The following is a 21,323-nucleotide window of genomic DNA, read 5'->3' as shown; positions in this document are numbered from 1 at the left end:
CGTTGCCCGACGTGCTGCGGCGATCGCTGTTGCTGCGCCTGCTGCCGGGCGCGGCGCGGGCGATGAACGGGCGGCCCGAACGGCCTTGCCCGCGGCGCAGCCGGGCGGGCGCCATCCCCGGCTGCGGCATCCCGGTGGCGTGCTTACATCTTTTCCGGGGCGCTGACGCCCAGCAGTTCCAGGGCGTTGGCAAGCACTTGCTGGGTGGCCACCGCCAGGGTGAGCTTGGCATCGCGCTCGGCGGCATCGTCCACCAGCAGTTTGGTGTTGTGATACCACGTGTGGAAGGCGTGCGCCAATTCACGCAGGTATTGCGCGATCTGGTACGGCTCCAGCGTCTGCCCGGCGATTTCCACCACCTCCGCATAGCGCGACAGCTCGACCATGACGTTGAGCGAATGCTCGTCGTCCAGGCGCGCCAGCTCGGCCAGTCCATGCGCCTGCTCGTACTTGTAGCCCTTCTCCTGCGCCTGCCGCAGCACGCTGCAGACGCGGGCATGCGCGTACTGCACGTAGAACACCGGGTTGTCGTTGCTCTGCGCGCGCGCCAAGTCGATGTCGAAGGTCAGCTGCGAATCGGGCTTGCGCGCGATCAGGAACCAGCGCACCGCATCGGCGCTGGTCTCCTCGATCAGATCGCGCAGGGTGACGTAGCTGCCGGCACGCTTGGACAGTTTCACTTCCTCGCCGCCGCGCATCACCGTGACCATCTGATGCAGCACGTATTCCGGCCAGCCTTGCGGGATGCCCAGTTCCAGCGCCTGCAGGCCGGCGCGCACGCGCGTCAGCGAGCCGTGGTGGTCGGCCCCCAGCTCGGTGATGGCGCGCTCGTAGCCGCGTTGCCACTTGGTCAGGTGATAGGCGACGTCCGGTACGAAGTAGGTGTAGGTGCCGTCGGACTTGCGCATCACCCGGTCCTTGTCGTCGCCGAAGTCGGTGGACTTCAGCCACAGCGCGCCGCCTTCTTCGTAGGTATGGCCCGAGGCGATCAGCTTCTGCACCGCCTCTTCGACCTTGCCGTCCTTGTACAGCGAGCTTTCCAGGAAATAGATATCGAAGTCGACGCGGAACGCGGCCAGGTCGTGGTTCTGCTCGTTGCGCAGATACGCCACCGCGAAGCGACGGATCGCTTCGAGATCGGCCGGATCCTTGGTGCCGGTGACCAGGTGGCCTTCCAGGTCGACGGTATCGCCAGCCAGGTAGGCGTTGGCCACATCGGCGATGTAGTCGCCGCGGTAGCCGTTCTCCGGCCAGCCGTCGCTGTCGGGGGTGAGCCCCTGCGCGCGCGCCTGCACCGACAGCGCCAGGTTTTCGATCTGCACGCCGGCGTCGTTGTAATAGAACTCGCGCTTGACGTTCCAGCCATTGGCATCGAGCACGCGCGCCAGGCTGTCGCCGATCGCTGCGGCGCGGCCGTGGCCGACGTGCAGCGGCCCGGTCGGGTTGGCCGAGACGTATTCCACGCCCACCGAGCGGCCGTTGCCGGCCAGCCCGCAGCCGTAGTCGTGGCCCTGCTTGATCACATGCGCCACTTCGCGCTGGTAGGCGGTGGGGGCAAGATGGAAGTTGATGAAGCCGGGGCCGGCGATCTCCACCTCGGTCACGTCGTCGCTGGCCGGCAGCGCGGCCACCAGCGCCTGCGCCAGTGCGCGCGGATTGCTGCGCGCGGCCTTGGCCAGCAGCATCGCGGCATTGGTGGCGAAGTCGCCGTGCTCGCGGGTCTTGGGTCGCTCGACCACAAAATCCGGCGGCAGGGTGTCGGCAGGCAGGGTGCCGTTGGCGCGCAAGGCTTCAATGCCTTGGCCGATCAGTGCGCGGAGTAGGGCTTTCACGTGGGATCTGCTTGGAACCAAACCAGCGATTTTACCCGACCGCGCGGCGCAGGGCCCGGCCGATGGTTCAGGTCGGGGCGCCGGCGTGACGCGATCCACCCGGGCGCGGCACAACGACCAGGCGGGCGCGGCCGCGGCGTTTGGCGCCGGCAGATGCCCTCGTGCGCTATGGCTCACGCGCGGCAAAGGCTGCCTCCCGTGCGGATTGGCTGGTCATCGCAGCTAGCATCTGGCACGCAGCTGCCCTGGCACTGCGCACCACCGGTGCTGCCCCCCGCTGACCACGGCAGCCGCCCGGATGGCATCGCGTCCGGCAGGGCATCAGGCGCGCCAGTCCAGCCAGCCGCGCTCGGCCAGCGAGACCGGCCGGCCGTCGCCGATCACGAAGTGGTCCAGCAGGCGGATATCCACCAGGTCCAGCCCTTGCAGCAGGCGTTGGGTGACGGCGCGGTCGGCCTCGGACGGCTCCGGATTGCCGGATGGGTGGTTGTGACCCACGATCACCGCCGCGGCGTTGTGCAGCAGCGCCCGCCGCACCACTTCGCGCGGATGGATGTCGGCGCCGTCGATGGTGCCTGTGAACATTTCCTCGAAGGCGATCGCGCGGTGGCGGTTGTCCAGGAACAGTGCCGCGAACACCTCATAGGCGCGTGCGCGCAGCCGCTGCGAAAAATAGCGGCCCACGCTGGGCGGGTCGCTGAGCGCCTCGCCGCGCTCCAGCCCGCTCATCAGGTGGCGGTGCGCCAGTTCCAGCGCCGCGTTGAGCTTGCACGCCGAGGCCGGGCCCAGGCCAGGTAGGCGCGCCAGGGCCGAGGCCGGGCGGTCCAGCAGCACGCGTAGCGGTCCGTGCCGGTGCAGCAGCTCGCGCGCGGTCTTGACCGCGTCCTGGCCGCGCAGGCCCGAGCCGACGAAGATCGCCAGCAGCTCGGCGTCGGAGAGGGCAGGCGCGCCGCGCGCCAGGAGTTTTTCGCGCGGGCGTTCGGTGCTGGGCCAGTCGTGTATGTGCATATGGCGAGATTGCCGGTGCTTATCGCCCACGCCCATCAGGCCAGGCGGGGCCATCGGCTAATCTAGTTGTCCTTGTAACCGTAGGACGACTCCGACGTGATCGGCTCCACTCAGGCCCGCCCCCTGGACGGACAGCGTTTGCTGCTGTGCGTCGGCGGAGGCATTGCCGCTTACAAATCGCTTGAACTGGTCCGTCGCCTGGGCGACGCCGGCGCGCAGGTGCAGGTCGCCATGACCAGCGGTGCACAACAGTTCGTCACCCCGCTGAGCTTCCAGGCGCTGTCCGGGCAACCGACCCGCACCACGCTGTGGGACAGTGCCGCCGAGCAGGCGATGGGGCATATCGAACTGGCCCGTTGGGCCGACCGGGTGATCGTGGCGCCGGCCACCGCCGACCTGCTCGCGCGGCTGGCGCACGGGCTGGCCGACGATCTGGTCACCACGCTGTGCCTGGCCACGAGCGCGCCGCTGACCGTGGCCCCGGCGATGAACCACCGCATGTGGCTGCATGCGGCCACCCAGGCCAATATCGCCACCCTGCGCGCGCGCGGTGTGGCAGTGGTCGGCCCCGAGGACGGCCCGCTGGCCGAAGGCGAATCCGGTCCCGGCCGGCTGGCCGAGCCGGCGGCGATCATCGCTGCACTGGCAGGCGCAGAGGCCGTGGCCGCCGCGCCTGCCGCCGCCCTGGCCGCCACGGGACCGGTGTTCATTCCCAGCAGCGCGCAGCTGGAGGGCCTGCGCATCGTGATCAGCGCCGGGCCCACGTTCGAAGACCTGGACCCGGTGCGCTACGTCGGCAACCGCAGTAGCGGCAAGATGGGCTACGCCCTGGCCGCCGCCGCTGCCCGCCAGGGCGCCGACGTCGTCCTGGTCAGCGGGCCGGTGCACCAGACCACCCCGTCCGGGGTGCAGCGCATCGACGTGCGCTCGGCCGCGCAGATGCGCGACGCGGTGCTGGGCGCCTTCCCGGCCGATATCTACATCGGCGCGGCCGCGGTCGCCGACTACACCCCCAAGCGGGTGGTGTCGCAGAAGATCAAAAAGACCGGTGAAACGCTCACCCTGGAACTGGTGCGCACCCCGGACATCCTGTCCGAGGTCGCCGCGCAGACCGGCGCGCTCAAATTGGTGGTCGGTTTTGCGGCCGAAACGCACGACGTGGAGCATTACGCGCGTGGCAAGCTGGCGGCCAAGCGGCTGGACCTGATCATCGCCAACCAGGTGGGGATCGAGGGCGGCGGGTTCGAAAGCGACAACAACGCTGCCACCGCCTACTGGCAGGGCGGCGAGCGTGTGTTCCCCAGCAGCAGCAAGACCCAGCTGGCCGACCAACTGCTGGCCCTGATCGCGGAGAGATTGCAGGCATGAGCGACCCGACCCACACCTTGCAGCTGAAGTTGCTCGATCCGCGCTTCGGCGACGTGTGGCCGTTGCCGGCCTACGCCACCGAGGCCAGCGCAGGCATGGACCTGCGTGCCGCACTGGAAGCGCCGATGACGCTGGAACCCGGCGATGCGGCGCTGATTCCCAGCGGCATCGCCATCCATCTGGCCGACCCGCAGCTGTGCGCGGTGATCCTGCCGCGCTCGGGCCTGGGCCATCGCCACGGCATCGTGCTCGGCAACGGCACCGGGCTCATCGATGCCGATTACCAGGGGCCGCTGCTGATCAGCACCTGGAATCGCGGGCGCGAGGCCTTCACCATCGAGCCGGGCGACCGCATCGCGCAGCTGGTGATCCTGCCGATCGTGCGCGTGGGCCTGCAAGTGGTGGATACTTTCGTCGACAGCGCGCGGGGAGCGGGTGGATTCGGCCACACCGGGGTGCGCTGACGGGGGAGTCGCATGAGCAAGGCGAACGAGCGCAGGCAGTCGATGTCCAGCGTGCGTATGAGTGGTCCGGTATTGGGGGGCGTGTTGCTGCTGCTGGCCGCGTGGTTCGGCTGGAACAGCTATGCGCAATGGCACGAAGAGTCGATTGCGCAGACCCTGGAGCAGGCCCGCGACCGCGCGGTGCAGGAGGTCGGCCAGGCGATGGCCGCGCAGGCCAGCCAGCTCGATACCGTGCTCAAGCAACCAGCGGTCGTCACTGCGCTGGGCAATGGCGACGCATTGGCCGCCGCCTCGATCATCCGTGAGCGTTTCAAGGGCGCCGAGGACGTGCAGGTGCTGCCTGGCGACCTTGCCGCGGCCTATGCCACCCCCAAGGAGTTCGGTTACGCGCGCCTGAGCCTGCTCGAATCGGCGCAGGTGGCCGACCATGCGCAGGTGCGCGTGGTGCGCGACGCCAGACAGGTGCGCCTGGGCGTGGCGGCCGCGGTGCGCCTGGGCGGGCAGCCGGCAGTGGCGTATGCGCGATTGCCGCTGCTGCGTCTGACCGGACCGCTGGATGCGATCGCGGTGCCCGGCAGCGCCTACCTGGCGCTGCGCCAGGGCAGCTACAACGTGACCCAACAGGGTGATGCGGCACTGGCCGACGCCGCCGAAACGCTGGCCAGGCCGCTGGGCACCAGCGGCCTGCGCGTGGCCGCAGCGGTGCCGCAGGGCGATGCCGGCCCGCTGGGCCTGGGCGCGGTGGGTTGCGCCATCGTGGCGGGCTTGCTGGGCGTCATTGCCGTGTTGCTGGTGCTGGCCAGCCGTGGCCGGATGGCGTTGCCGCGTCGCCGCGTTGCCGGCGCCACGACGGCCGACGAACCCACTTTTAGTCAAAGCCTGCAACACGACGCCAGCCTCGCCAGCGAGGCGGCTGCGGCGGATGAGGCAGCGCAGCCCGCCACGCCAGCGCTGGTGCCGGCGGTGCAGGTCGCCACCGACATGTTCCGCGCCTACGACATCCGTGGCGTGGTCGGAAAAGATCTCAATCCCGGCGTGGCGGCGCTGATCGGCCAGGCCATCGGCAGCGTGATGCAGGCACAGGGCCTGCGCGATGTGGTAGTGGGCCGCGACGGGCGCCTGTCCGGCCCGGAACTGGCCAACGGGCTGATCGAAGGTCTGCGGCGCGCCGGCTGCAACGTGACCGACATCGGCCTGGCACCGACGCCGATGGTGTACTTCGGCGCGTACGAGTTGCGTGCCGGCAGCTGCGTGGCGGTGACCGGCAGCCACAATCCACCGGACTACAACGGTTTCAAGATCGTCATCGGTGGCGAGACGCTGTCCGGCACGGCCATCGCCGAACTGCACCAGCGCATCAACGAAGGCCGCCTGCATACTGCCGCCGCGTCCGGCGAGCTGGCGCAGCGCGATCTCAGCGATGCCTATATCCAGCGCGTCTCCTATGACGTGCAGCTCGACCGCCCGATCAAGGTCGTCGTGGACGCCGGCAATGGCGCGGCCGGCGAGATTGCGCCACGCCTGCTGGAGGCGATCGGTGCCGACGTCGTGCCGCTGTATTGCGACATCGATGGCACATTCCCCAACCACCATCCGGACCCGAGCGAGCCGCACAATCTCGACGATCTGGTGAAGATGGTGCAGCGTTTCGACGCCGATATCGGCGTGGCCTTCGACGGCGACGCCGATCGCCTGGGCGTGGTGACCAAGGAAGGCGCGGTGGTGTTCCCCGACCGCCTGCTGATGCTGTTCGCCGCCGATGTGTTGCAGCGTAATCCCGGCGCGTTGGTCATCTACGACGTGAAGTGCACCGGCAAGCTGTCCGATTACGTACTGCGCAATGGCGGCAGCCCGCTGATGTGGAAGACCGGGCATTCGCTGATCAAGTCGAAGATGCGCGAAACCGATGCCGAGCTGGCCGGCGAGATGAGCGGGCATTTCTTCTTCAAGGAGCGCTGGTACGGCTTCGATGACGGCATCTACGCCGCTGCGCGCCTGCTGGAAATCCTGGCCCAGCGCGAGGAAACCCCGTCCGAAGTGCTGGACGCCCTGCCCGAAAGCGTCTCCACCCCGGAGATCAAGGTGCCGGTGGAGGGCGATGCGCATGCGCTGGTGGCGCGCTTTGTCGAGCGCGCGCAGGTCGGCGAAGAATCGCCGTTCGAATCCGCACGCCTGTCCACGATCGACGGGTTGCGCGCAGACTTCGTCGACGGCTGTGGCCTGGTGCGCGCCTCCAACACCACGCCAATCCTGGTGCTGCGGTTCGAAGCCGACAGCGAAGCGGCGCTGGAGCGCATCCGCGCGCTGTTCCGCAGCGAATTGCAGGCACTGTTGCCCGGGCATCCGCTGGCGTTCTGAGCCCGGGGGCTTCGCCGCCAGCGGCCTCGCCCCTGCAGCGTCAGCACCGTTGGTCGCGACGCTGTAGAACGGCGGCGAAGGCGAATCGGGCGCGCCACATCGGCAGGCAGGGAAGCAGGCGTGCCGCAGCGGCAGGCTCAGCATTCGCTGCCGCTGCTACCGGCATTGCCGGCCACTGCATGCAGGTGCAGGCCGTTGGCCATAACCGCCGGTTCGATGGCCTGCGGGCCGTCGCGCTGCAGCCACACCGCATCCCAGTACGGATACGCGCCGATCCGGTCGACCAACCCGGCGCGCAACGGCGACGCCACCAGGCTGCGCGCGAACTGCCGGTGATCGATATCCGCTGGAAGCGCCGCCGCCTGCATCTCCGGTTGCCAGATGGTGCCGCCGCGCCCGCGTGCGCGATTGACCGCTTTGCCGGCTGCCAGCCGTGCAGCGCCCGCCAGTTGCAGCAAGCCCGCCTTGCCTGGCGCCTGCAGCAAGCCGCACCAGTGCTGTGGCAGCAGTACCCAGCACAACAGCTGCGCACCGTGCCAATGACGCGGCATCGCCAAGGTGGCCGCAGCCGCACGCGCGCAGCGCCAGTCCGCAAACAACGGCACGCCTTGATGGGTGGGCAGGCACAGATGCCAATACGCCGCAGTGGGCGCTGGCACGAAAACCGAACAAGGGACGGACGCGCTGGACATGCCCACAGCCTGCCCGCGCCGTTAGGGCATCACCATCATCCAGCCGCGCATCAAGGCGTCGGCCACCTGCGCAACGCTGCGTAAGAATCAGGCGCCAGCTGCAGCGCTTTTTCGCAACGCGGCCAGCCACAAGAACAACCTGGCGCCGTCTGGAGCGATCTATCCACCAACACGGCTTGTACGCGCCGACTATCGACTACCGACGAATCCCCAATCCCCAATCCCAGCCCCTCAATGCCCAGCCCGATCGCGTTTCCAGCCGCGATGCTTCACATCCAGATACAGACTGTAAAACGCAGTGAACGCTGGAAACAGGTTCTGCAGCACGCCCACCGAATCCTGCTTGGCCGAGAACACGAAGTAGCTCAGCGTCATCAGGCTGCCGACCACGCTCATGTACCAGAACAGCCGCGGGATCACCGGCTTTCCTGCGCGCTTGGAGGCAACGAACTGCACCAGCCAGCGGCCGCCGAACATCAGTGCACCCACATAGCCGATCAGCTTCCAGCCGGTGACATGGATGCCGGTCCAGTACAGCCAGGTCAGTGGCTGGTCCAGCAGGCTCGTTTCCATCAACGTTCCTCCACCACGGTGCGCTTGCTGCGGGTGATCAGCCACGCCACGCCGCGCAGGTCGCGGATGCCCACCAGCGCACGATTGAGATTGTTGTACTTGGACACGCCGGCGGTGCGATGGCGGTGGTTCACCGGCACGCTCACCGTGCGCCAGCCGGCGCGTTGCATCAGTGCCGGCAGGTAACGGTGCATGTGGTCGAAACAGGGCAGGTCCAGGAACGCCTCGCGCTCGAACAGCTTGATGCCGCAGCCGGTGTCGGGCGTGTTGTCTTGCAGCATGCGCGAGCGGATCGCGTTGGCCCACTTGCTGGCCCAGCGCTTGGAGCCGGAATCCTGGCGGTTGACCCGCCAGCCGGCAAACAGCTTGACCTGCGGCTGCGCCTGGCTGCGCGCGATGAGCAGCTTGGGGATGTCGGCCGGATCGTTCTGACCGTCGCCATCCAGGGTGGCGATCCAGCTGGCGCGCGCGGCCTTGACCCCGCTGCGTACCGCCGTGCTTTGTCCGCTCTGGGTCACGTGATGCAGCACGCGCAGTTCCGGCGTGGTGGCCTTCAGGCCCTGCAGCACGGCCAGGGTGTCATCGCGCGAGTGGTCGTCGACATAGACGATTTCAAAGGCCACCAGGCCGCGCAGCGCTGCGACGATTTCGCCGACCAGGGCCGCGACGTTATCGCGTTCGTTGAACACCGGGACGACGACGGAAAGCTGAGGTTGGCTCATGGATTCGTGGTGGCCGGAGGAGGGCAGAGCAAAAAGATCGCGCATTGTGCCCTGAGCGTCTGAGCCAGGCATGAAGCCTGTGCGCATCCGCCGTACCGGTATGCGCACAAGCGGCCGGGAGCGTTTAGGGCCGCATGCCGCCAGGCTCGCCTTGGCACGCTGGCGGCAGCCGGATGGCTGCTATCGCCGCAGTGTACGGGTTGCGGCGACGGCCGAGCGCTCCCTGGCCCGCGGTGTTACCTGCGCTGCAACACGTTCAGGCGCGGTCGCCGAAGTACTGCCGGCACCACTCCACTACCTGCGGCAGGCCGCGCTCGACCGGGGTGGCCGGATCGAACCCGAAGGCCGCCTGCGCGCGTCGGGTGTCGGCCATGGTGCGGAGCATGTCGCCCGGCTGCATCGGCTTGTAGACCTTCTCGGCCGGGCGACCGGCCGCCTGGGCGATCACCTCGATGAAGGTCTCCAGCTCCACCGGCGTGTGGTTGCCCAGGTTGAACACCCGGTGCGGTACCGGCGCGTCGCTGGGCGCGTCCAGCGCGCCGAGCACGCCGGCCACGATGTCGTCCACGAAGGTGAAGTCGCGCTGCATCCTGCCGTGGTTGAACACCGCGATCGGGCGCCCGGCTAGCACCGCGCGGCTGAAGATCAGCGGCGCCATGTCCGGCCGCCCCCATGGACCGTACACGGTGAAAAAGCGCAGCCCGGTCGCGCACAGGCCATACAGCTGCGCATAGGTGTAGCCCATCAGTTCGTTGGCGGCCTTGGTCGCGGCATACAACGAGCGCGGCTGGTCCACACGCTGGTCTTCGGAGAACGGCGGGGTGGCCGAGTCGCCGTAGACCGAGCTGCTGGAGGCATACACCAGATGCTGCACGCCGCGGTGCCGGCACAGCTCGAGCATGTTGACGAAGCCGGCCAGGTTGCTGTCGACATAAGCGGCAGGGTTTTCCAGCGAATAGCGCACCCCTGCCTGCGCAGCCAGATGCACCACGCGGGTTGGCTGAATCTGATCGAACAACCCGGCCAGGCCGTCGCGGTCGGTCAGGTCCAGCGTGCGCAGGTCGAGGTCCGGGCACAGCGCCGCCACCCGGTCGCGCTTGAGCTGCGGGTCGTAGTAGCTGTTGTAGTTGTCCAGTCCCACCACCGTCTCACCGCGTTCAGCCAGGGCGCGGCAGGTGTAGGCACCGATGAAACCGGCGGCGCCGGTGACGAGAATGGTCATGGCAGTAGTCCTGAAGACATCACGTACGAAGGGCGGGGTCGCCGGATGGCGGCTGCTCCGCCGTCAGCGCGGATCGGCTTGCCAGGATCGTCTTGCGCTCGGCGCTGAATTCCCACCAGTGGCGTGGCGCCTCGCCCTGCATGAAGCGCACGATCGACAGGAACACATCGATCACGCACGGGTCGTGCCGCACCCCGCTGCGCTGGCAGAGTTGGGCATGCATCTCGAACGCATCGCAGCCACGCAGCTGTGCCGGCTCGTGGATGCCGAGAAGATGCAGATCCTGTACGCAGGCCGGCCCGACATTGGGCAGGTCGGTCAGGCGCCGCAGCTGCGCGCGGTCGACCTTGGCAGGATGCATCGGTGCTCCTCGTGCGCGGGCCGCGGCACTCAACCCTTGTGCAGGCGCAGCCGTTCCAGCACGCCTTCCAGCGTGTCCAGGTCGGTGTAGTGGATCACCAGCTTGCCCTTGCCGCCGCGGCCGTGATTGAACACCACCTTGGTGCCCAGCGATTCGGACAGTTCGGTTTCCAGCGAGGCGATGTCGGCCTGCGGGGCTACTGGCGCCGGTTTGCCCTTGCGCAGCGAGCCGGGTACCTTGCCGGCGGCGAACTGCTGCGCACGGTGTTCGACTTCGCGCACCGACCAACCCTGGTCGGCCGCTTCCTGGGCCAGCTTGCTGGCCAGTTCCGGCGCCAGGGTGAGCAGCGCACGCGCATGACCCATTTCCAGTCGGCGGGTTTCCAGCAGCACCCGGATCGCCACCGGCAGTTCCAGCAGCCGCAGCAGGTTGGACACCGACGCGCGCGAGCGGCCTACCGCTTCGGCGGCCTCGGCATGGGTCAGCGAAAATTCGTCGATCAACCGCTGCAGCGCCTGCGCCTCTTCCAGCGGGTTGAGGTCTTCGCGCTGGATGTTCTCGATCAGCGCCATCGCGATGACGGTGCGGTCGTCCAGCTCGCGCACCACCACCGGCACGTCGGTCAGCCCGGCCAGCTGCGAGGCGCGCCAGCGGCGTTCGCCGGCCACGATCTCGAACTGCTCCGGCGCCAGCTCGCGCGCCACGATCGGCTGGATCACCCCCTGCGCCTTGATCGACGCCGCCAGCTCGGCCAACTTGACCTCGTCCATCTCCCGGCGCGGCTGGTACTTGCCCGGCTGCAGCTGGGTCACCGCCAAGGTGCGCAGGGTGTCGCCGGGCTGCAAGGCCTGTTCGTCGGCACCGGCCGGTGCTGCGGCGGCAGCCGCACCCTTGGGCCCCAGCAGCGCTTCCAGGCCGCGGCCCAGGCCACGCTTCTTTGCCAGCGGCGGCTTGCTCATCAGACGGTCTCCACGGGCCGGACGGCCTTGTTGCGGTCGTTCTGGCGGCGCACGATCTCGCCGGCCAGGCCCAGGTAGGCCACTCCGCCACGCGAGGTGCGGTCGTAGCCCACGATGCTCTGGCCATGGCTGGGCGCCTCGGCCAGGCGCACGTTGCGCGGCACGATGGTGCGAAACACCTTGTCGCCGAAATGCTCGGTCAGCTCGGCCGACACCGCATTGGCCAGGTTGTTGCGGATGTCGAACATGGTGCGCAGCACCCCTTCGATCTCCAGCGCCGGGTTCAGGCTGGCGCGCAGCGCTTCGATGGTTTCCAGCAGCGCGGTCAGCCCTTCCAGTGCATAGTACTCGCACTGCATCGGCACGATGATCGAATCGGCTGCGGTCAACGCATTGAGCGTCAGCAGCGACAACGCTGGCGGGCAGTCGATCAGGATGAAGTCGTACTCGTCGCGGATCGGCGCCAGGGCGCGCTTGAGCCGCTGCTCGCGCTCGCCCTGGTCCATCAGCTGGATCTCGGCGGCGGTCAGGTCGATGTTGCCCGGCAGCAGGTCGAAGCCTTCCGGCGCGGCGACGCGGATTTCGGCAGCGCTGTTCTCGCCCAGCAGCAGGTCACAGGTGGAGGCGGCCACATCGCGCTTGTCGATGCCGCTGCCCATGGTGGCGTTGCCCTGCGAGTCCAGATCCACCAGCAACACACGCTTGGGCGCGCGCGCCAGGCCGGCCGCCAGATTGACCGCGGTCGTGGTCTTGCCGACGCCGCCTTTCTGGTTGGCAATGGCGATGATCCGGGCCATGCGGGAGAGCCTCGTGGGCAGGGAGTAAGACCGGCCATTATGCGGGCAGGGCGTCGGATCGGGAAATGCCGCCCGCGGCAGTGCGCCGCACGGGCGGGAATGAATGACGCAGGCGCCGGTCAGCCGGTCGGCGAGGCGCCAGCGGGCGGCTCCTTCATGGCCCGGTAGCGCTGCAGGATGTCGGCGATCTCGCTGTCCAGCGCCACCCGTTGCTGCTCGAAGCTGGTCTGCAGACGCAGCTGCGCCATCAGCTCGCGATGGCGTTGCTGGATGTCGCCGGCCAGCTTGTCGGCCACCGCCTGGCCGGCCAGCTCACGGTCGCCGGCGCTACGTAGCAGGCTGGCCAAGCCTTCACGCAGGCTGGTCACGTTGAAGCGCGCGGTATGGATGTTGTTGTCCACGATGGCAATGCGCTCGTTGAACACGCGGCGCAGGTCGTCCTCGCTCTGATACGACATCAGCATCGCCTGGTCGGTGCGCTGGCGCATCTGCTCTGCAGCCAGGTCGGCCTGGCGCTGCTGCTCGCTGGCCGCGGCGGCGGCGCGCTCGTCGCTGTTCATGGCCCGCTGCACCTCGGCGCTGCGCAGCCCGCTCTTGGCGTTGAACTCGTCGCGCGCCTGGTTCACCGCCTCCGGCGGCAGCGTATCGCTGCACACCCGGGCGCCGTTCTTGTTCCAGCAATAGAGCTTCTTCGCGGCCGGCTTGTCCTGCGCGATGGCAGGCGCGGCGGCCATGGCTGCCGCAACGGCGACGAGTAACGCCAAACGGGTGTGTCTCGGCATCATCGCAGCCCCCTGTCGCCTGCCGTCAGCCTGTGGTGTCGGTGCCGTAGCGGCCACGATAGGCCAGCAGCGGTTCCCGGAAGCCCACAAGGTCGGCGTTTCCTGCCGCAAAAGCAAGCAGATCGGCAAGATTGGCCACTGCGATCACCGCAATGCCGGCCTCGGCCGCCACCGCCTGCGCCGCCGAGCGGCGGTCCTGCTCGGAGGCGATCTCCTGCCGGTCCAGCGCCACCACGATCCCGGACGGAATGCCGCCGGCGCCACGAATGATGGCCAGCGCCTCGCGGATTGCGGTACCGGCGGTGATCACGTCGTCCACGATCAGCACCTTGCGGCCGGCCAGTGGCGCCCCGATCAGGGTGCCGCCTTCGCCATGGTCCTTGGCCTCCTTGCGGTTGAACGCCAGCGGCAGGTCGCGGCCGCGCCCGGCGTAGGCGCAGGCCAGCGCCGTCGCCAACGGGATGCCCTTGTAGGCCGGCCCGAACACCAGATCGAACTCCACCCCGGCCGCGTCGATCGCATCCGCATAGCACTGCGCCAGCTGCGCAGTCTTGGCCCCGGAATCGAAGCGCCCGGCGTTGAAGAAATACGGACTGAGCCGCCCGGACTTGAGCGTGAACTCGCCAAAGCGCAAGGCATCGGCGTCCAGGGCCAGCTGCAGGAATCGGGTGCGGTGGTCGGTCATGGTGACGAGATTGGGGAGTGGGGATTTGGGATTGGAAAGCATAGCCGGTCGCGCCTTGCGGCATCCGCCGATGCGGTACGCTTTCGCGAATCCCCAATTCCCACTCCCGAATCCCGGTTCTTCATCTATGCGCATCATCAGTTTCAACGCCAACGGCCTGCGCTCGGCCGCCAGCAAGGGGTTTTTCGACTGGTTCGTCGCCCAGGACGCGGATGTGCTGTGCATCCAGGAGACCAAGGCCCAGGAGCGCCAGCTGGCCGGGCCGGACTTCCTGCCGGCCGGCTATAAGGCCTGGTTTCGCGATGCCAGTACCAAGAAGGGCTACAGCGGGGTGGCGATCTACGCCCGGCGCGAACCCGACGAGGTGCGCACCGCGCTGGGCTGGCCCGAGTTCGACGAAGAAGGGCGCTATATCGAAGCGCGTTTCGGCAACCTCAGCGTGGTGTCCTTCTATATCCCGTCCGGCTCGTCGGGCGAATTGCGCCAGGACTACAAGTTCCAGGTGATGCAGTGGCTGCGGCCGATCCTGGAGCAGTGGCTGGCCAGCGGCCGCCAGTACGTGCTGTGCGGCGACTGGAACATCGTGCGCACCGCGCTGGACATCAAGAACTGGAAATCCAACCAGAAGAATTCCGGCTGCCTGCCGCCCGAGCGCGACTGGCTCAACGGCCTGTGCGCCGACGCGCCAGATGACGCCGACGCCGCCCAAGGCCGCGGCTGGGTCGACACGTACCGCGTGCTGCATCCGCAAGGCCAGGACTACACCTGGTGGAGCAACCGCGGCGCGGCGCGCGCCAACAACGTGGGTTGGCGCATCGACTACCAACTGGTCACCCCCGGCCTGCGCGATGCGCTGCAGGCCTGTGCGATCTACCGCGAGCAGCGCTTTTCCGACCACGCGCCGTACGTCGTGGACTACGCGCTGTGAGTGAGGGCGCGCAATTGGTCGGCGCGAGACTGGGTGCGGGTGTCGCTACCCACGATTGGCGCGCTTTTGTTGGCGCGGTGCAGGCGAGCATCGCAACGGCTGTAGACCCTTCAGGGAGCCGATTGTGCGGTTACGGCAGCCTGGCCCGCGCCGCGGTCGGTAACACTGCCCGCACTGCATCGACCAGCATCCGATCCCACCGGCCGCACGCATGAGCAAGCCCGCACCCAAGTACAACGGCCTGCGCGGCATCCGGCAAGCCTTCGCCACGCCATCGGCGGCGACCATGGCGCTGCTGGGTTTCGGCAGCGGTCTGCCGTTCCTTTTGATCGCCTCGCAGACCCTGTCCACCCGGCTGCGTGATGTCGGGCTGGACCTAGGCAGCATCGGCCTGATCAGCCTGGCCAGCTTCTTCTATCTGCTCAAGTTCCTGTGGGCGCCGCTGATCGACCGCTACGCGTTCCCGCTCACGGCCTTCCTCGGCCGCCGCCGCTCCTGGCTGCTGGTCGCGCAGATCGGCGTCACCATTGGTTTGGTTGCGCTGGCATTCTCGCGCCCGGACCTGAGCGTGACGGGGCTGGTGAGCTGGGTGCTGTTCGCCTCGTTCTGGGGCGCCACCCAGGATTCGGTGGTGGATGCCTACCGCATCGAGATCGCGCCGGAAACCGCGCAGGCAGCGCTGGCCGCGACCTACACCCTGGGCTACCGCATCGGTCTGATCCTGGGCGGTGCAGGCGCACTGTACATGGCCGAATACCTCGACTGGACCTGGGCGTACCTGGGCATGTCGGCGTTGATGCTGCTGCCGATCATCACCACGCTGGTGTGCCGCGAGCCCGACCGACCCGAAGCCACGGTGGTCCGCCGCGTCGATGTGGCAGGAGCGTTCTGGCAACCCATCTCCAGCTTCTTTTCCGGCAACGGCGTGGCGTTGGGGGTCGTGCTGCTGCTGTTCGTGGGCTTGTACAAGTTCCCCGATCAGGTGATCGGCGTGATGGCTGGGCCGTTCTATCTGGATTCCGGCTACACCAAGGCCGACATCGCCACCGTCTCCAAGCTGTTCGGCGTGTGGATCGGGATTGTCGGTGCCTTTGCCGGCGGCGCGGCGGTGGCGACATTCGGCTTCCGCCGCATGTTGCTGGTGGCTGCGCTGGGTGTAGCGCTGTCCAACCTTGCGTTCCTGCTGATGGCGCACAACCCGGGCAAGCTGTGGGCGTTCTATGCCGCGCTCAGCGCCGACAACCTGTTCCAGGGTTTCGCAGCCACCGTGCTGGTGGCCTTCATGTCGTCGCTGACCGACCGCAACTTCACCGCCACGCAATACGCATTGCTGGTATCGCTGGCCAATCTGCCGGGCAAGTTCGCTGGCGGCGTGTCCGGGTTTCTGGTCCAGGCCACGTCCTACAGCACCTTCTTCATCCTCAGCGCCCTGACGGTGATCCCGACCCTGCTGCTATTGGCCTGGCTCTGGCCGCGCCTGCTGGCACACGACAGGCAGCCGGATTGAAACCGCCGTCAAGGTTGTCGATGATGCCGACCGGGCACTGCATCGCACGAGGAAGGGCATGACCGATCTGGTGTTGCGTGACATCGATCCGCTGCTGGTGGACCGCATCCGCCGCATTTCCGTCGCACGGGGCTGGACCCAGCACCAGACCGTCATGCATCTGCTCGAGCAAGGGCTGTTCGCCAGCGAATACGAAGTCACTGGCGGCCTGCAGCATCCGGAAGTCGATGCCCTGGCCGAAGCGATTGCTGCACTCAAGGCGCTGCCGGCCGGGAACACTCCCTAGCGACAGGCGAACTGCGGCGGCTGCCAGGCAGGGTTAGAAAGGGCCGATTCGCAACACCTGCAGTGGTGAAGCGCTTCCGGCCCTTACTAGCGGGGCCAGGCAATTGGCGGCAGGCGGGTCCGTCTCAGGCCCGGATGGAAGCCGGCTCCAGCCCACGTTCGCCCCAACCGTCTATCCTCTTGCGCCGGCTGCTGGCAATGGCCTGGGAGGACCCTCAGGCCGGATGGATCGCCCCCAGCAACCGCAGCCCCGCCGCGCCGGTGACCGACGGCAGGTTCGCCGGGCGACCGGCCAGGAGTTCGGCCGCCAGCCAGGCAAACCCCATCGCTTCCAGATAATCCGGATCCAGCCCATGCCGCGCGCTGGATTCCACCACCACCCCCGGCAGCCGCGCCGCCAGGCGTGCCATCAGCACCGGATTGCGCACGCCGCCGCCACAGACCAGCACCCGGCGGGTCTGCGGTTGCAGCCGCAGCAAGGCGTCGGCCACGGTGGCCGCGGTGAGTTCGAGCAAGGTCGCCTGCACATCGGCCGGGCGCAGGCGCGCATCGCCCATCGCCTGCATCACCCAGGCCAGGTGGAACTGCTCGCGCCCGGTACTCTTGGGCGGCGCCAGCGCAAACCATGGGTCGGCCAGCAACGCCTGCAGCAGGCGCGTATCCACCTGGCCGCTGGCCGCGAATGCACCGTCGGCATCGAACGCGGTGCCGTGATGCTGCTGGCACCAGCTGTCCAGCAGCGCGTTGGCCGGCCCGGTATCGAAGCCCAGTACCGTGCCGTCGCGCGGGATCAGCGTCAGGTTGCCGATGCCGCCCAGGTTGAGCACGGCGCGGTCTTCGTCGCCTGCGCCCAGCATGGCCAGATGGAAGGCGGGCATCAGCGGCGCACCCTGGCCACCGGCGGCAATGTCGCGACGGCGGAAATCGGCCACCGTGGTGATCCCGGTGTGCTCGGCAATCCGGCTGGCATCGCCGATCTGCCAGGTGAACGCCGGGTCGGCCTTGGGGCGGTGGCGGATGGTCTGCCCATGCGAGCCGATCGCGCGAATACGGGCGCGCGCCACCCCGGCCTCGTCGATGAGTCGGTTGGCCGCGTCGGCGAACGCCAGCCCCACCTGTGCATCCAGCCGTCCAAGCGTATCGATGGCGACTGTCTCTGCGCCCTGGCCCAGCGTAACCAGCAGCTCGCGCAACGCCGGCGCCCATGGCACCGTGATGCCCGCCACCAACGCGCAGCGGCGATGGCTGTCGTCGGCAAAGCGCACCAGCGCCGCGTCGATGCCGTCGGCGCTGGTGCCCGACATCAGGCCCAGGTAAAGCGGGGAGTCAACGTGTTCCAAAGCGGGCATGCCGGAGCCAGAGATGCGCGGCCGTCCAGCTTGTGCAGCCGGAGCAGGGTCGTCAACTGCTCCTGCGTTCGAAGGCAGTGGTCATTGGCTGCGTCCAGGTCTGCCGGCACGCTTGGCACCGGCGACGCGGCATTGCTGTAGTGGCGAGATGGCGTGGGAAGCAATCAACCGGTGTCGCCGGTTGTGCAATCCCAGCCGATGGCCGCTCCACTGCAGGCGCTTGCCGCCGGTCTGCCGGCGGCAAGCGCAGTGCTAGGTCGCGCTCAGCCGCGCGACTTGCCCTTGGCCGGCTTGCCGGCATCGGCATAGATCAGCTTTTCCATACCTTCGATGCGCGCCATCGCCGGTGCGGTCTGCGCGCGGAAGGCGGCCAGTTCGGCGCCCTGCAACGGTTCCGGAGGCGGCATGGTCACCGACATCGGGTTGCGCTGCTGCCCGGCCACGCGGAATTCGTAATGCAGGTGCGGGCCGGTCGCTAGGCCGGTCATGCCGACATAGCCGATCACCGTGCCCTGGTTGATGCGCTGGCCGGCCTTGATCTTGCCGAAGCGCGACATGTGCCCGTACAGCGTGCTGAAGTTCCTGCCGTGATCCAGGATCACCACATTGCCGTAGCCGCGCTGGGTGCCGACGAACACCACCCGCGCATCGCCGGCCGCCATGATCGGCGTGCCCGACGCGGCCGCGTAGTCCACGCCCTTGTGCATGCGCATCGTGCCCAGCACCGGGTGCCGGCGCGCGCCGAAGGTGGAGCTGATGCGGCTATAGGCCACCGGCATGCGAATGAAGCTCTTCTTCAGCGGGCGGCCGGTGATGTCGTAGTACTCGGCCGGCTTGCCGGCGCGCTCGAAGCGGAAGCCGGTGTAGGTCTTGCCGCCGGTGGTGAAGGTTGCCGCCAGGATGTCGCCGGTATTGATCCGCTCGCCCTCGCGCCAGGTTTCGTCCATCACCACGCTGAAACGGTCGCCGGGCTGCAGGTCCTTGTCGAAGTCGATGTCGTACTTGAAGATCTCGTCGGTCATGATCGCCACCGCTGCCGGCGACAACCCGGACTTGTCCGCCGAGGCGTACAGCGAGCTGGTGATCTCGCCACTGGCCACCACCGTACGCGTGGTCGTCGCCCGCTCGGTCACGTTCTCGCGCACGGCATCGCCTAGCAGGCGCAATTCCACCCGGTGGCTGTCGTCGCGATCAAAGCGCAGGGCCCGCAACTGGCCGGGCGTCGGTATGTCGAACGCGATCTCCGCGCCCGGACGCAGCTTGGTCAGCGCCTCCTTGGTGCCCGGATGCGCCAGCACCTGGTACATCACCGTGGTCGGAATTCCCAATTCGCCGAACAAGGTGCTAAGCGTCTGGCCCGGCTTGACCTGCAGGATCTCCCACTCGGTACTCGGCGCCAGCTGCTTGCGGCTCGGCACCAGCGGCGGCAACGGCAATGCCAGCGTGGAATGGCTGGACAGCGGCGTATCGATCGCGTTGGAGAAGCCAGGCACGATGGTCGCGACCATTGCCCCGATGGTCGCGAACAGGCTGGCGTGGATCCAATGGCGGCGTGTCCAGCGGTCATTGAAGGCCGCCGGCAGGTGCGCCTTGAGCTTGCGATGCAGTGCAGTGTCGTGGAGGACGTGGAGGCGTTCGTGAAAGCGCCGCTTGCGTGCACGGCCCTGCTCTGAGTTCTGCATCGTTCAATGTCCTCGAGGGCTCGAAGTGCGAGCCCGATCGCCGGTACCATAGACAGGCTGTAACAGCGCGTCAAACCATTGAGCTCGTTGATTATTTTCACTTGGCGCGGAATTAACCCGCGTTTAACATCATTCACGTTGTTGACGGCAAATGCCGCTGGAGTCCGTGGTTGACCACTCTCGAAGAATCCCTCGCACTCATCGGCCGTGGCGCCGACGAGATTCTCAAGCTCGATCAGCTCGAAGCACGCCTGACATCGGGCGTACCGCTACGGGTGAAGGCCGGCTTCGATCCCACCGCGCCGGATCTGCACCTGGGCCATACCGTGCTGCTCAACAAGATGCGGCAGTTCCAGCAACTCGGACATCAGGTCATTTTCCTGATCGGCGACTTCACCGGCATGATCGGCGACCCCAGTGGCAAGAACGCCACCCGCAAGCCGCTCAGCCGCGAGGATGTGCTGGCCAACGCACGCACCTATGAAGAGCAGGTCTTCAAGATCCTGGACCGCGAGCGTACGGAAGTGCGTTTCAACTCCGAGTGGTTCGGGCAGATGACCGCGGCGGACATGATCAAGCTCTCTGCCCAGCACACCGTGGCCCGCATGCTGGAGCGCGACGATTTCGCCAAGCGCTTCACCGGCCAGCAGCCCATCGCCATCCACGAATTCCTCTATCCCCTTGTGCAGGGTTACGACTCAGTCGCCCTAAAGGCGGACGTCGAACTCGGTGGCACCGACCAGAAGTTCAACCTGTTGATGGGCCGTGGCCTGCAGGAGCATTACGGCCAGGCCCCGCAGATCGTGCTGACCATGCCGCTGCTGGAAGGCCTGGACGGCATGGCCAAGATGTCCAAGTCACTGGGCAATTACATCGGCATCAACGAGCCGGCCATCGACATCGTCACCAAGACGATGAAGATCGGCGATGAGTTGACCTGGCGTTGGATCGATCTGCTGTCCTTCGATATCAGCGTGGCCGAAGCGGTGCATCTGAAGGAGCAGGTCGCCACCGGTGAGTTGCACCCGCGCGATGTCAAACTGCGCCTGGCGCGTGAACTGGCCACGCGATTCCATGACGCGGCCACCGCCGAGCAGGCGATCGCGGGCTGGCATGCCGTGGTAACCGGGCAAGGCGACACCAGCCTGTTGCCTTTGCAGCAAGTTGCGGTGCCCGCCGAAGGGCTGCGAATCGCCGGTCTGCTGACCGCAGCCGGCCTCACGCCGAGCAATTCCGAAGCGACGCGCAAGCTGAAAGAGCGCGCGGTCAAGATCGACGGCGAGGTCATCGAAGATGCGGCGCGCATGTTGGTCCCTGGTTTTGAAGGCGTGATCCAGGTAGGCAAACGCAACTTCGCCCGCGTGGTGCTGGTCAACAGCTAAGGGCGCGCCACGCTGCTGCAGAGCGGCAATCGCAAGTGGGCTGCCGCTCTCTCTGTATGAGGGGATGGCAGCCCCAGCGGCATATTCAGACTACGAATACCCAGAGGTTTGCGCAGCAGTGCTAGGTTTCAGGAAATCTCGTGAAATATTTTTCACAAAACCCTTCCCAAAACCGTTGCGCAGGCATATAGTTCGCCTCCCCCGACGCAACGGACCCGCAAACGCGGACCAGAGCGGGACGGGTTCGAAGATTCCCTGATTTAGGGTGTTGACGAAACGCAAAAGCCGGCTATGATGGGCGGCTCGCTACATGGAAAGACGCTACGGCGGATTGAGGTGCGGCGGCGGCAACTTCCTCTTCACGAGG

20 protein-coding genes are annotated in these 21,323 nt (G+C 67.4%); 7 read left to right on the top strand and 13 right to left on the bottom strand.

What is annotated here, in order from left to right; genetic code table 11:
- Positions 1–143: 143 nt before the first annotated feature.
- Both argS and radC read right to left on the bottom strand, forming a co-directional pair.
- Entirely contained in the window at positions 144–1,832 is a 1,689-nt protein-coding gene (argS, locus tag XCSCFBP4642_RS0120845; RefSeq protein ID WP_029221478.1) for an arginine--tRNA ligase, read from the bottom strand.
- Between the two features lie 321 nt (positions 1,833–2,153).
- The gene (gene radC / locus XCSCFBP4642_RS0120840) at positions 2,154–2,840 is read right to left on the bottom strand and encodes a RadC family protein (RefSeq protein ID WP_033898619.1); all 687 of its coding nucleotides are present in this window, start codon (positions 2,838–2,840) and stop codon (positions 2,154–2,156) included.
- 96 nt (positions 2,841–2,936) lie between these two features.
- On the opposite strand from radC, the gene coaBC reads away from it, so the two are divergent.
- From coaBC to XCSCFBP4642_RS28950, 3 genes are read left to right on the top strand one after another with little or no spacing between them, the layout of a single operon-like run.
- Entirely contained in the window at positions 2,937–4,208 is a 1,272-nt protein-coding gene (coaBC, locus tag XCSCFBP4642_RS0120835) for a bifunctional phosphopantothenoylcysteine decarboxylase/phosphopantothenate--cysteine ligase CoaBC (protein WP_029221476.1), read from the top strand.
- Positions 4,205–4,672, top strand: coding sequence for a dUTP diphosphatase (gene dut / locus XCSCFBP4642_RS0120830; RefSeq protein WP_029221475.1), 468 nt, complete (start codon positions 4,205–4,207; stop codon positions 4,670–4,672). The genes coaBC and dut overlap by 4 nt, the downstream gene beginning before the upstream one ends.
- Before the next feature lie 12 nt (positions 4,673–4,684).
- Positions 4,685–7,030 (top strand): phosphomannomutase/phosphoglucomutase, encoded by a 2,346-nt coding sequence (locus XCSCFBP4642_RS28950; RefSeq protein WP_029221474.1) that lies wholly within the window; start codon positions 4,685–4,687, stop codon positions 7,028–7,030.
- A gap of 137 nt (positions 7,031–7,167) precedes the next feature.
- Here XCSCFBP4642_RS28950 and XCSCFBP4642_RS25505 read toward each other — a convergent pair whose 3' ends face one another.
- From XCSCFBP4642_RS25505 to pyrE, 9 genes are all read right to left on the bottom strand, one after another.
- Positions 7,168–7,722 carry a hypothetical protein gene (locus XCSCFBP4642_RS25505; RefSeq protein WP_029221473.1) on the bottom strand — a complete coding sequence of 185 codons (555 nt, stop codon included), beginning with the start codon at positions 7,720–7,722 and terminating at the stop codon, positions 7,168–7,170.
- A gap of 231 nt (positions 7,723–7,953) precedes the next feature.
- The gene (locus XCSCFBP4642_RS0120815; protein WP_029221472.1) at positions 7,954–8,295 is read right to left on the bottom strand and encodes a lipid-A-disaccharide synthase N-terminal domain-containing protein; all 342 of its coding nucleotides are present in this window, start codon (positions 8,293–8,295) and stop codon (positions 7,954–7,956) included.
- Positions 8,295–9,017 carry a glycosyltransferase family 2 protein gene (locus XCSCFBP4642_RS0120810; protein ID WP_029221471.1) on the bottom strand — a complete coding sequence of 241 codons (723 nt, stop codon included), beginning with the start codon at positions 9,015–9,017 and terminating at the stop codon, positions 8,295–8,297. The genes XCSCFBP4642_RS0120815 and XCSCFBP4642_RS0120810 overlap by 1 nt, the downstream gene beginning before the upstream one ends.
- Positions 9,018–9,273: 256 nt before the next feature.
- The gene (locus XCSCFBP4642_RS0120805; protein WP_029221470.1) at positions 9,274–10,239 is read right to left on the bottom strand and encodes an NAD-dependent epimerase/dehydratase family protein; all 966 of its coding nucleotides are present in this window, start codon (positions 10,237–10,239) and stop codon (positions 9,274–9,276) included.
- 19 nt (positions 10,240–10,258) lie between these two features.
- Positions 10,259–10,600: a helix-hairpin-helix domain-containing protein gene (locus XCSCFBP4642_RS0120800; RefSeq protein ID WP_029221469.1), complete on the bottom strand. Its 342-nt coding sequence runs from the start codon at positions 10,598–10,600 to the stop codon at positions 10,259–10,261.
- Positions 10,601–10,629: 29 nt separating this feature from the next.
- Complete coding sequence (locus tag XCSCFBP4642_RS0120795; protein ID WP_029221468.1) at positions 10,630–11,559, bottom strand: ParB/RepB/Spo0J family partition protein; 930 nt, start codon at positions 11,557–11,559, stop codon at positions 10,630–10,632.
- The gene (locus XCSCFBP4642_RS0120790; RefSeq protein WP_029221467.1) at positions 11,559–12,356 is read right to left on the bottom strand and encodes a ParA family protein; all 798 of its coding nucleotides are present in this window, start codon (positions 12,354–12,356) and stop codon (positions 11,559–11,561) included. The genes XCSCFBP4642_RS0120795 and XCSCFBP4642_RS0120790 overlap by 1 nt, the downstream gene beginning before the upstream one ends.
- 119 nt (positions 12,357–12,475) lie before the next feature.
- Positions 12,476–13,141 (bottom strand): hypothetical protein, encoded by a 666-nt coding sequence (locus XCSCFBP4642_RS0120785; protein WP_053329607.1) that lies wholly within the window; start codon positions 13,139–13,141, stop codon positions 12,476–12,478.
- A 22-nt stretch (positions 13,142–13,163) separates the two neighbouring features.
- Positions 13,164–13,823, bottom strand: coding sequence for an orotate phosphoribosyltransferase (pyrE, locus tag XCSCFBP4642_RS0120780; RefSeq protein ID WP_029221465.1), 660 nt, complete (start codon positions 13,821–13,823; stop codon positions 13,164–13,166).
- A gap of 127 nt (positions 13,824–13,950) precedes the next feature.
- Here pyrE and XCSCFBP4642_RS0120775 point away from each other — a divergent pair, with 127 nt between their 5' ends.
- The 3 genes from XCSCFBP4642_RS0120775 to XCSCFBP4642_RS0120765 all read left to right on the top strand — a co-directional run bounded on the left by XCSCFBP4642_RS0120775 (position 13,951) and on the right by XCSCFBP4642_RS0120765 (position 16,544).
- A complete protein-coding gene (locus XCSCFBP4642_RS0120775) occupies positions 13,951–14,751 on the top strand; it encodes an exodeoxyribonuclease III (RefSeq protein WP_029221464.1) in 801 nt (266 codons plus the stop codon).
- A 211-nt stretch (positions 14,752–14,962) separates the two neighbouring features.
- Positions 14,963–16,258 carry an AmpG family muropeptide MFS transporter gene (locus XCSCFBP4642_RS0120770; RefSeq protein WP_029221463.1) on the top strand — a complete coding sequence of 432 codons (1,296 nt, stop codon included), beginning with the start codon at positions 14,963–14,965 and terminating at the stop codon, positions 16,256–16,258.
- A gap of 58 nt (positions 16,259–16,316) precedes the next feature.
- A complete protein-coding gene (locus tag XCSCFBP4642_RS0120765) occupies positions 16,317–16,544 on the top strand; it encodes a hypothetical protein (protein ID WP_029221462.1) in 228 nt (75 codons plus the stop codon).
- 214 nt (positions 16,545–16,758) lie between these two features.
- Here XCSCFBP4642_RS0120765 and XCSCFBP4642_RS0120760 read toward each other — a convergent pair whose 3' ends face one another.
- Both XCSCFBP4642_RS0120760 and XCSCFBP4642_RS0120755 read right to left on the bottom strand, forming a co-directional pair.
- Positions 16,759–17,892: an anhydro-N-acetylmuramic acid kinase gene (locus XCSCFBP4642_RS0120760; protein ID WP_029221461.1), complete on the bottom strand. Its 1,134-nt coding sequence runs from the start codon at positions 17,890–17,892 to the stop codon at positions 16,759–16,761.
- Positions 17,893–18,155: 263 nt separating this feature from the next.
- Positions 18,156–19,574, bottom strand: coding sequence for a M23 family metallopeptidase (locus tag XCSCFBP4642_RS0120755; protein ID WP_029221460.1), 1,419 nt, complete (start codon positions 19,572–19,574; stop codon positions 18,156–18,158).
- 170 nt (positions 19,575–19,744) lie between these two features.
- On the opposite strand from XCSCFBP4642_RS0120755, the gene tyrS reads away from it, so the two are divergent.
- On the top strand, positions 19,745–20,956 hold the full coding sequence (tyrS, locus tag XCSCFBP4642_RS0120750) for a tyrosine--tRNA ligase (RefSeq protein ID WP_029221459.1): 1,212 nt from the start codon (positions 19,745–19,747) through the stop codon (positions 20,954–20,956).
- Positions 20,957–21,323 lie beyond the last annotated feature (367 nt).

This window comes from Xanthomonas cassavae CFBP 4642 (assembly GCF_000454545.1).
Taxonomy (GTDB): Bacteria; Pseudomonadota; Gammaproteobacteria; order Xanthomonadales; family Xanthomonadaceae; genus Xanthomonas; species Xanthomonas cassavae.
Note: the sequence above shows the minus strand (reverse complement) of the source record. Positions and strands in the feature narration are given on the sequence as shown.

What these genes read in the sequence shown, in the direction of transcription:
- radC (WP_033898619.1), bottom strand. Translation starts at nt 2,840, where the DNA reads ATGCACATACACGACTGGCCCAGCACCGAACGCCCGCGCGAAAAACTC.
- dut (WP_029221475.1), top strand. Translation starts at nt 4,205, where the DNA reads ATGAGCGACCCGACCCACACCTTGCAGCTGAAGTTGCTCGATCCGCGC.
- XCSCFBP4642_RS28950 (WP_029221474.1), top strand. Translation starts at nt 4,685, where the DNA reads ATGAGCAAGGCGAACGAGCGCAGGCAGTCGATGTCCAGCGTGCGTATG.
- XCSCFBP4642_RS25505 (WP_029221473.1), bottom strand. Translation starts at nt 7,722, where the DNA reads ATGTCCAGCGCGTCCGTCCCTTGTTCGGTTTTCGTGCCAGCGCCCACT.
- XCSCFBP4642_RS0120815 (WP_029221472.1), bottom strand. Translation starts at nt 8,295, where the DNA reads ATGGAAACGAGCCTGCTGGACCAGCCACTGACCTGGCTGTACTGGACC.
- XCSCFBP4642_RS0120810 (WP_029221471.1), bottom strand. Translation starts at nt 9,017, where the DNA reads ATGAGCCAACCTCAGCTTTCCGTCGTCGTCCCGGTGTTCAACGAACGC.
- XCSCFBP4642_RS0120805 (WP_029221470.1), bottom strand. Translation starts at nt 10,239, where the DNA reads ATGACCATTCTCGTCACCGGCGCCGCCGGTTTCATCGGTGCCTACACC.
- XCSCFBP4642_RS0120800 (WP_029221469.1), bottom strand. Translation starts at nt 10,600, where the DNA reads ATGCATCCTGCCAAGGTCGACCGCGCGCAGCTGCGGCGCCTGACCGAC.
- XCSCFBP4642_RS0120795 (WP_029221468.1), bottom strand. Translation starts at nt 11,559, where the DNA reads ATGAGCAAGCCGCCGCTGGCAAAGAAGCGTGGCCTGGGCCGCGGCCTG.
- XCSCFBP4642_RS0120790 (WP_029221467.1), bottom strand. Translation starts at nt 12,356, where the DNA reads ATGGCCCGGATCATCGCCATTGCCAACCAGAAAGGCGGCGTCGGCAAG.
- XCSCFBP4642_RS0120785 (WP_053329607.1), bottom strand. Translation starts at nt 13,141, where the DNA reads ATGATGCCGAGACACACCCGTTTGGCGTTACTCGTCGCCGTTGCGGCA.
- pyrE (WP_029221465.1), bottom strand. Translation starts at nt 13,823, where the DNA reads ATGACCGACCACCGCACCCGATTCCTGCAGCTGGCCCTGGACGCCGAT.
- XCSCFBP4642_RS0120775 (WP_029221464.1), top strand. Translation starts at nt 13,951, where the DNA reads ATGCGCATCATCAGTTTCAACGCCAACGGCCTGCGCTCGGCCGCCAGC.
- XCSCFBP4642_RS0120770 (WP_029221463.1), top strand. Translation starts at nt 14,963, where the DNA reads ATGAGCAAGCCCGCACCCAAGTACAACGGCCTGCGCGGCATCCGGCAA.
- XCSCFBP4642_RS0120765 (WP_029221462.1), top strand. Translation starts at nt 16,317, where the DNA reads ATGACCGATCTGGTGTTGCGTGACATCGATCCGCTGCTGGTGGACCGC.
- XCSCFBP4642_RS0120760 (WP_029221461.1), bottom strand. Translation starts at nt 17,892, where the DNA reads ATGCCCGCTTTGGAACACGTTGACTCCCCGCTTTACCTGGGCCTGATG.
- XCSCFBP4642_RS0120755 (WP_029221460.1), bottom strand. Translation starts at nt 19,574, where the DNA reads ATGCAGAACTCAGAGCAGGGCCGTGCACGCAAGCGGCGCTTTCACGAA.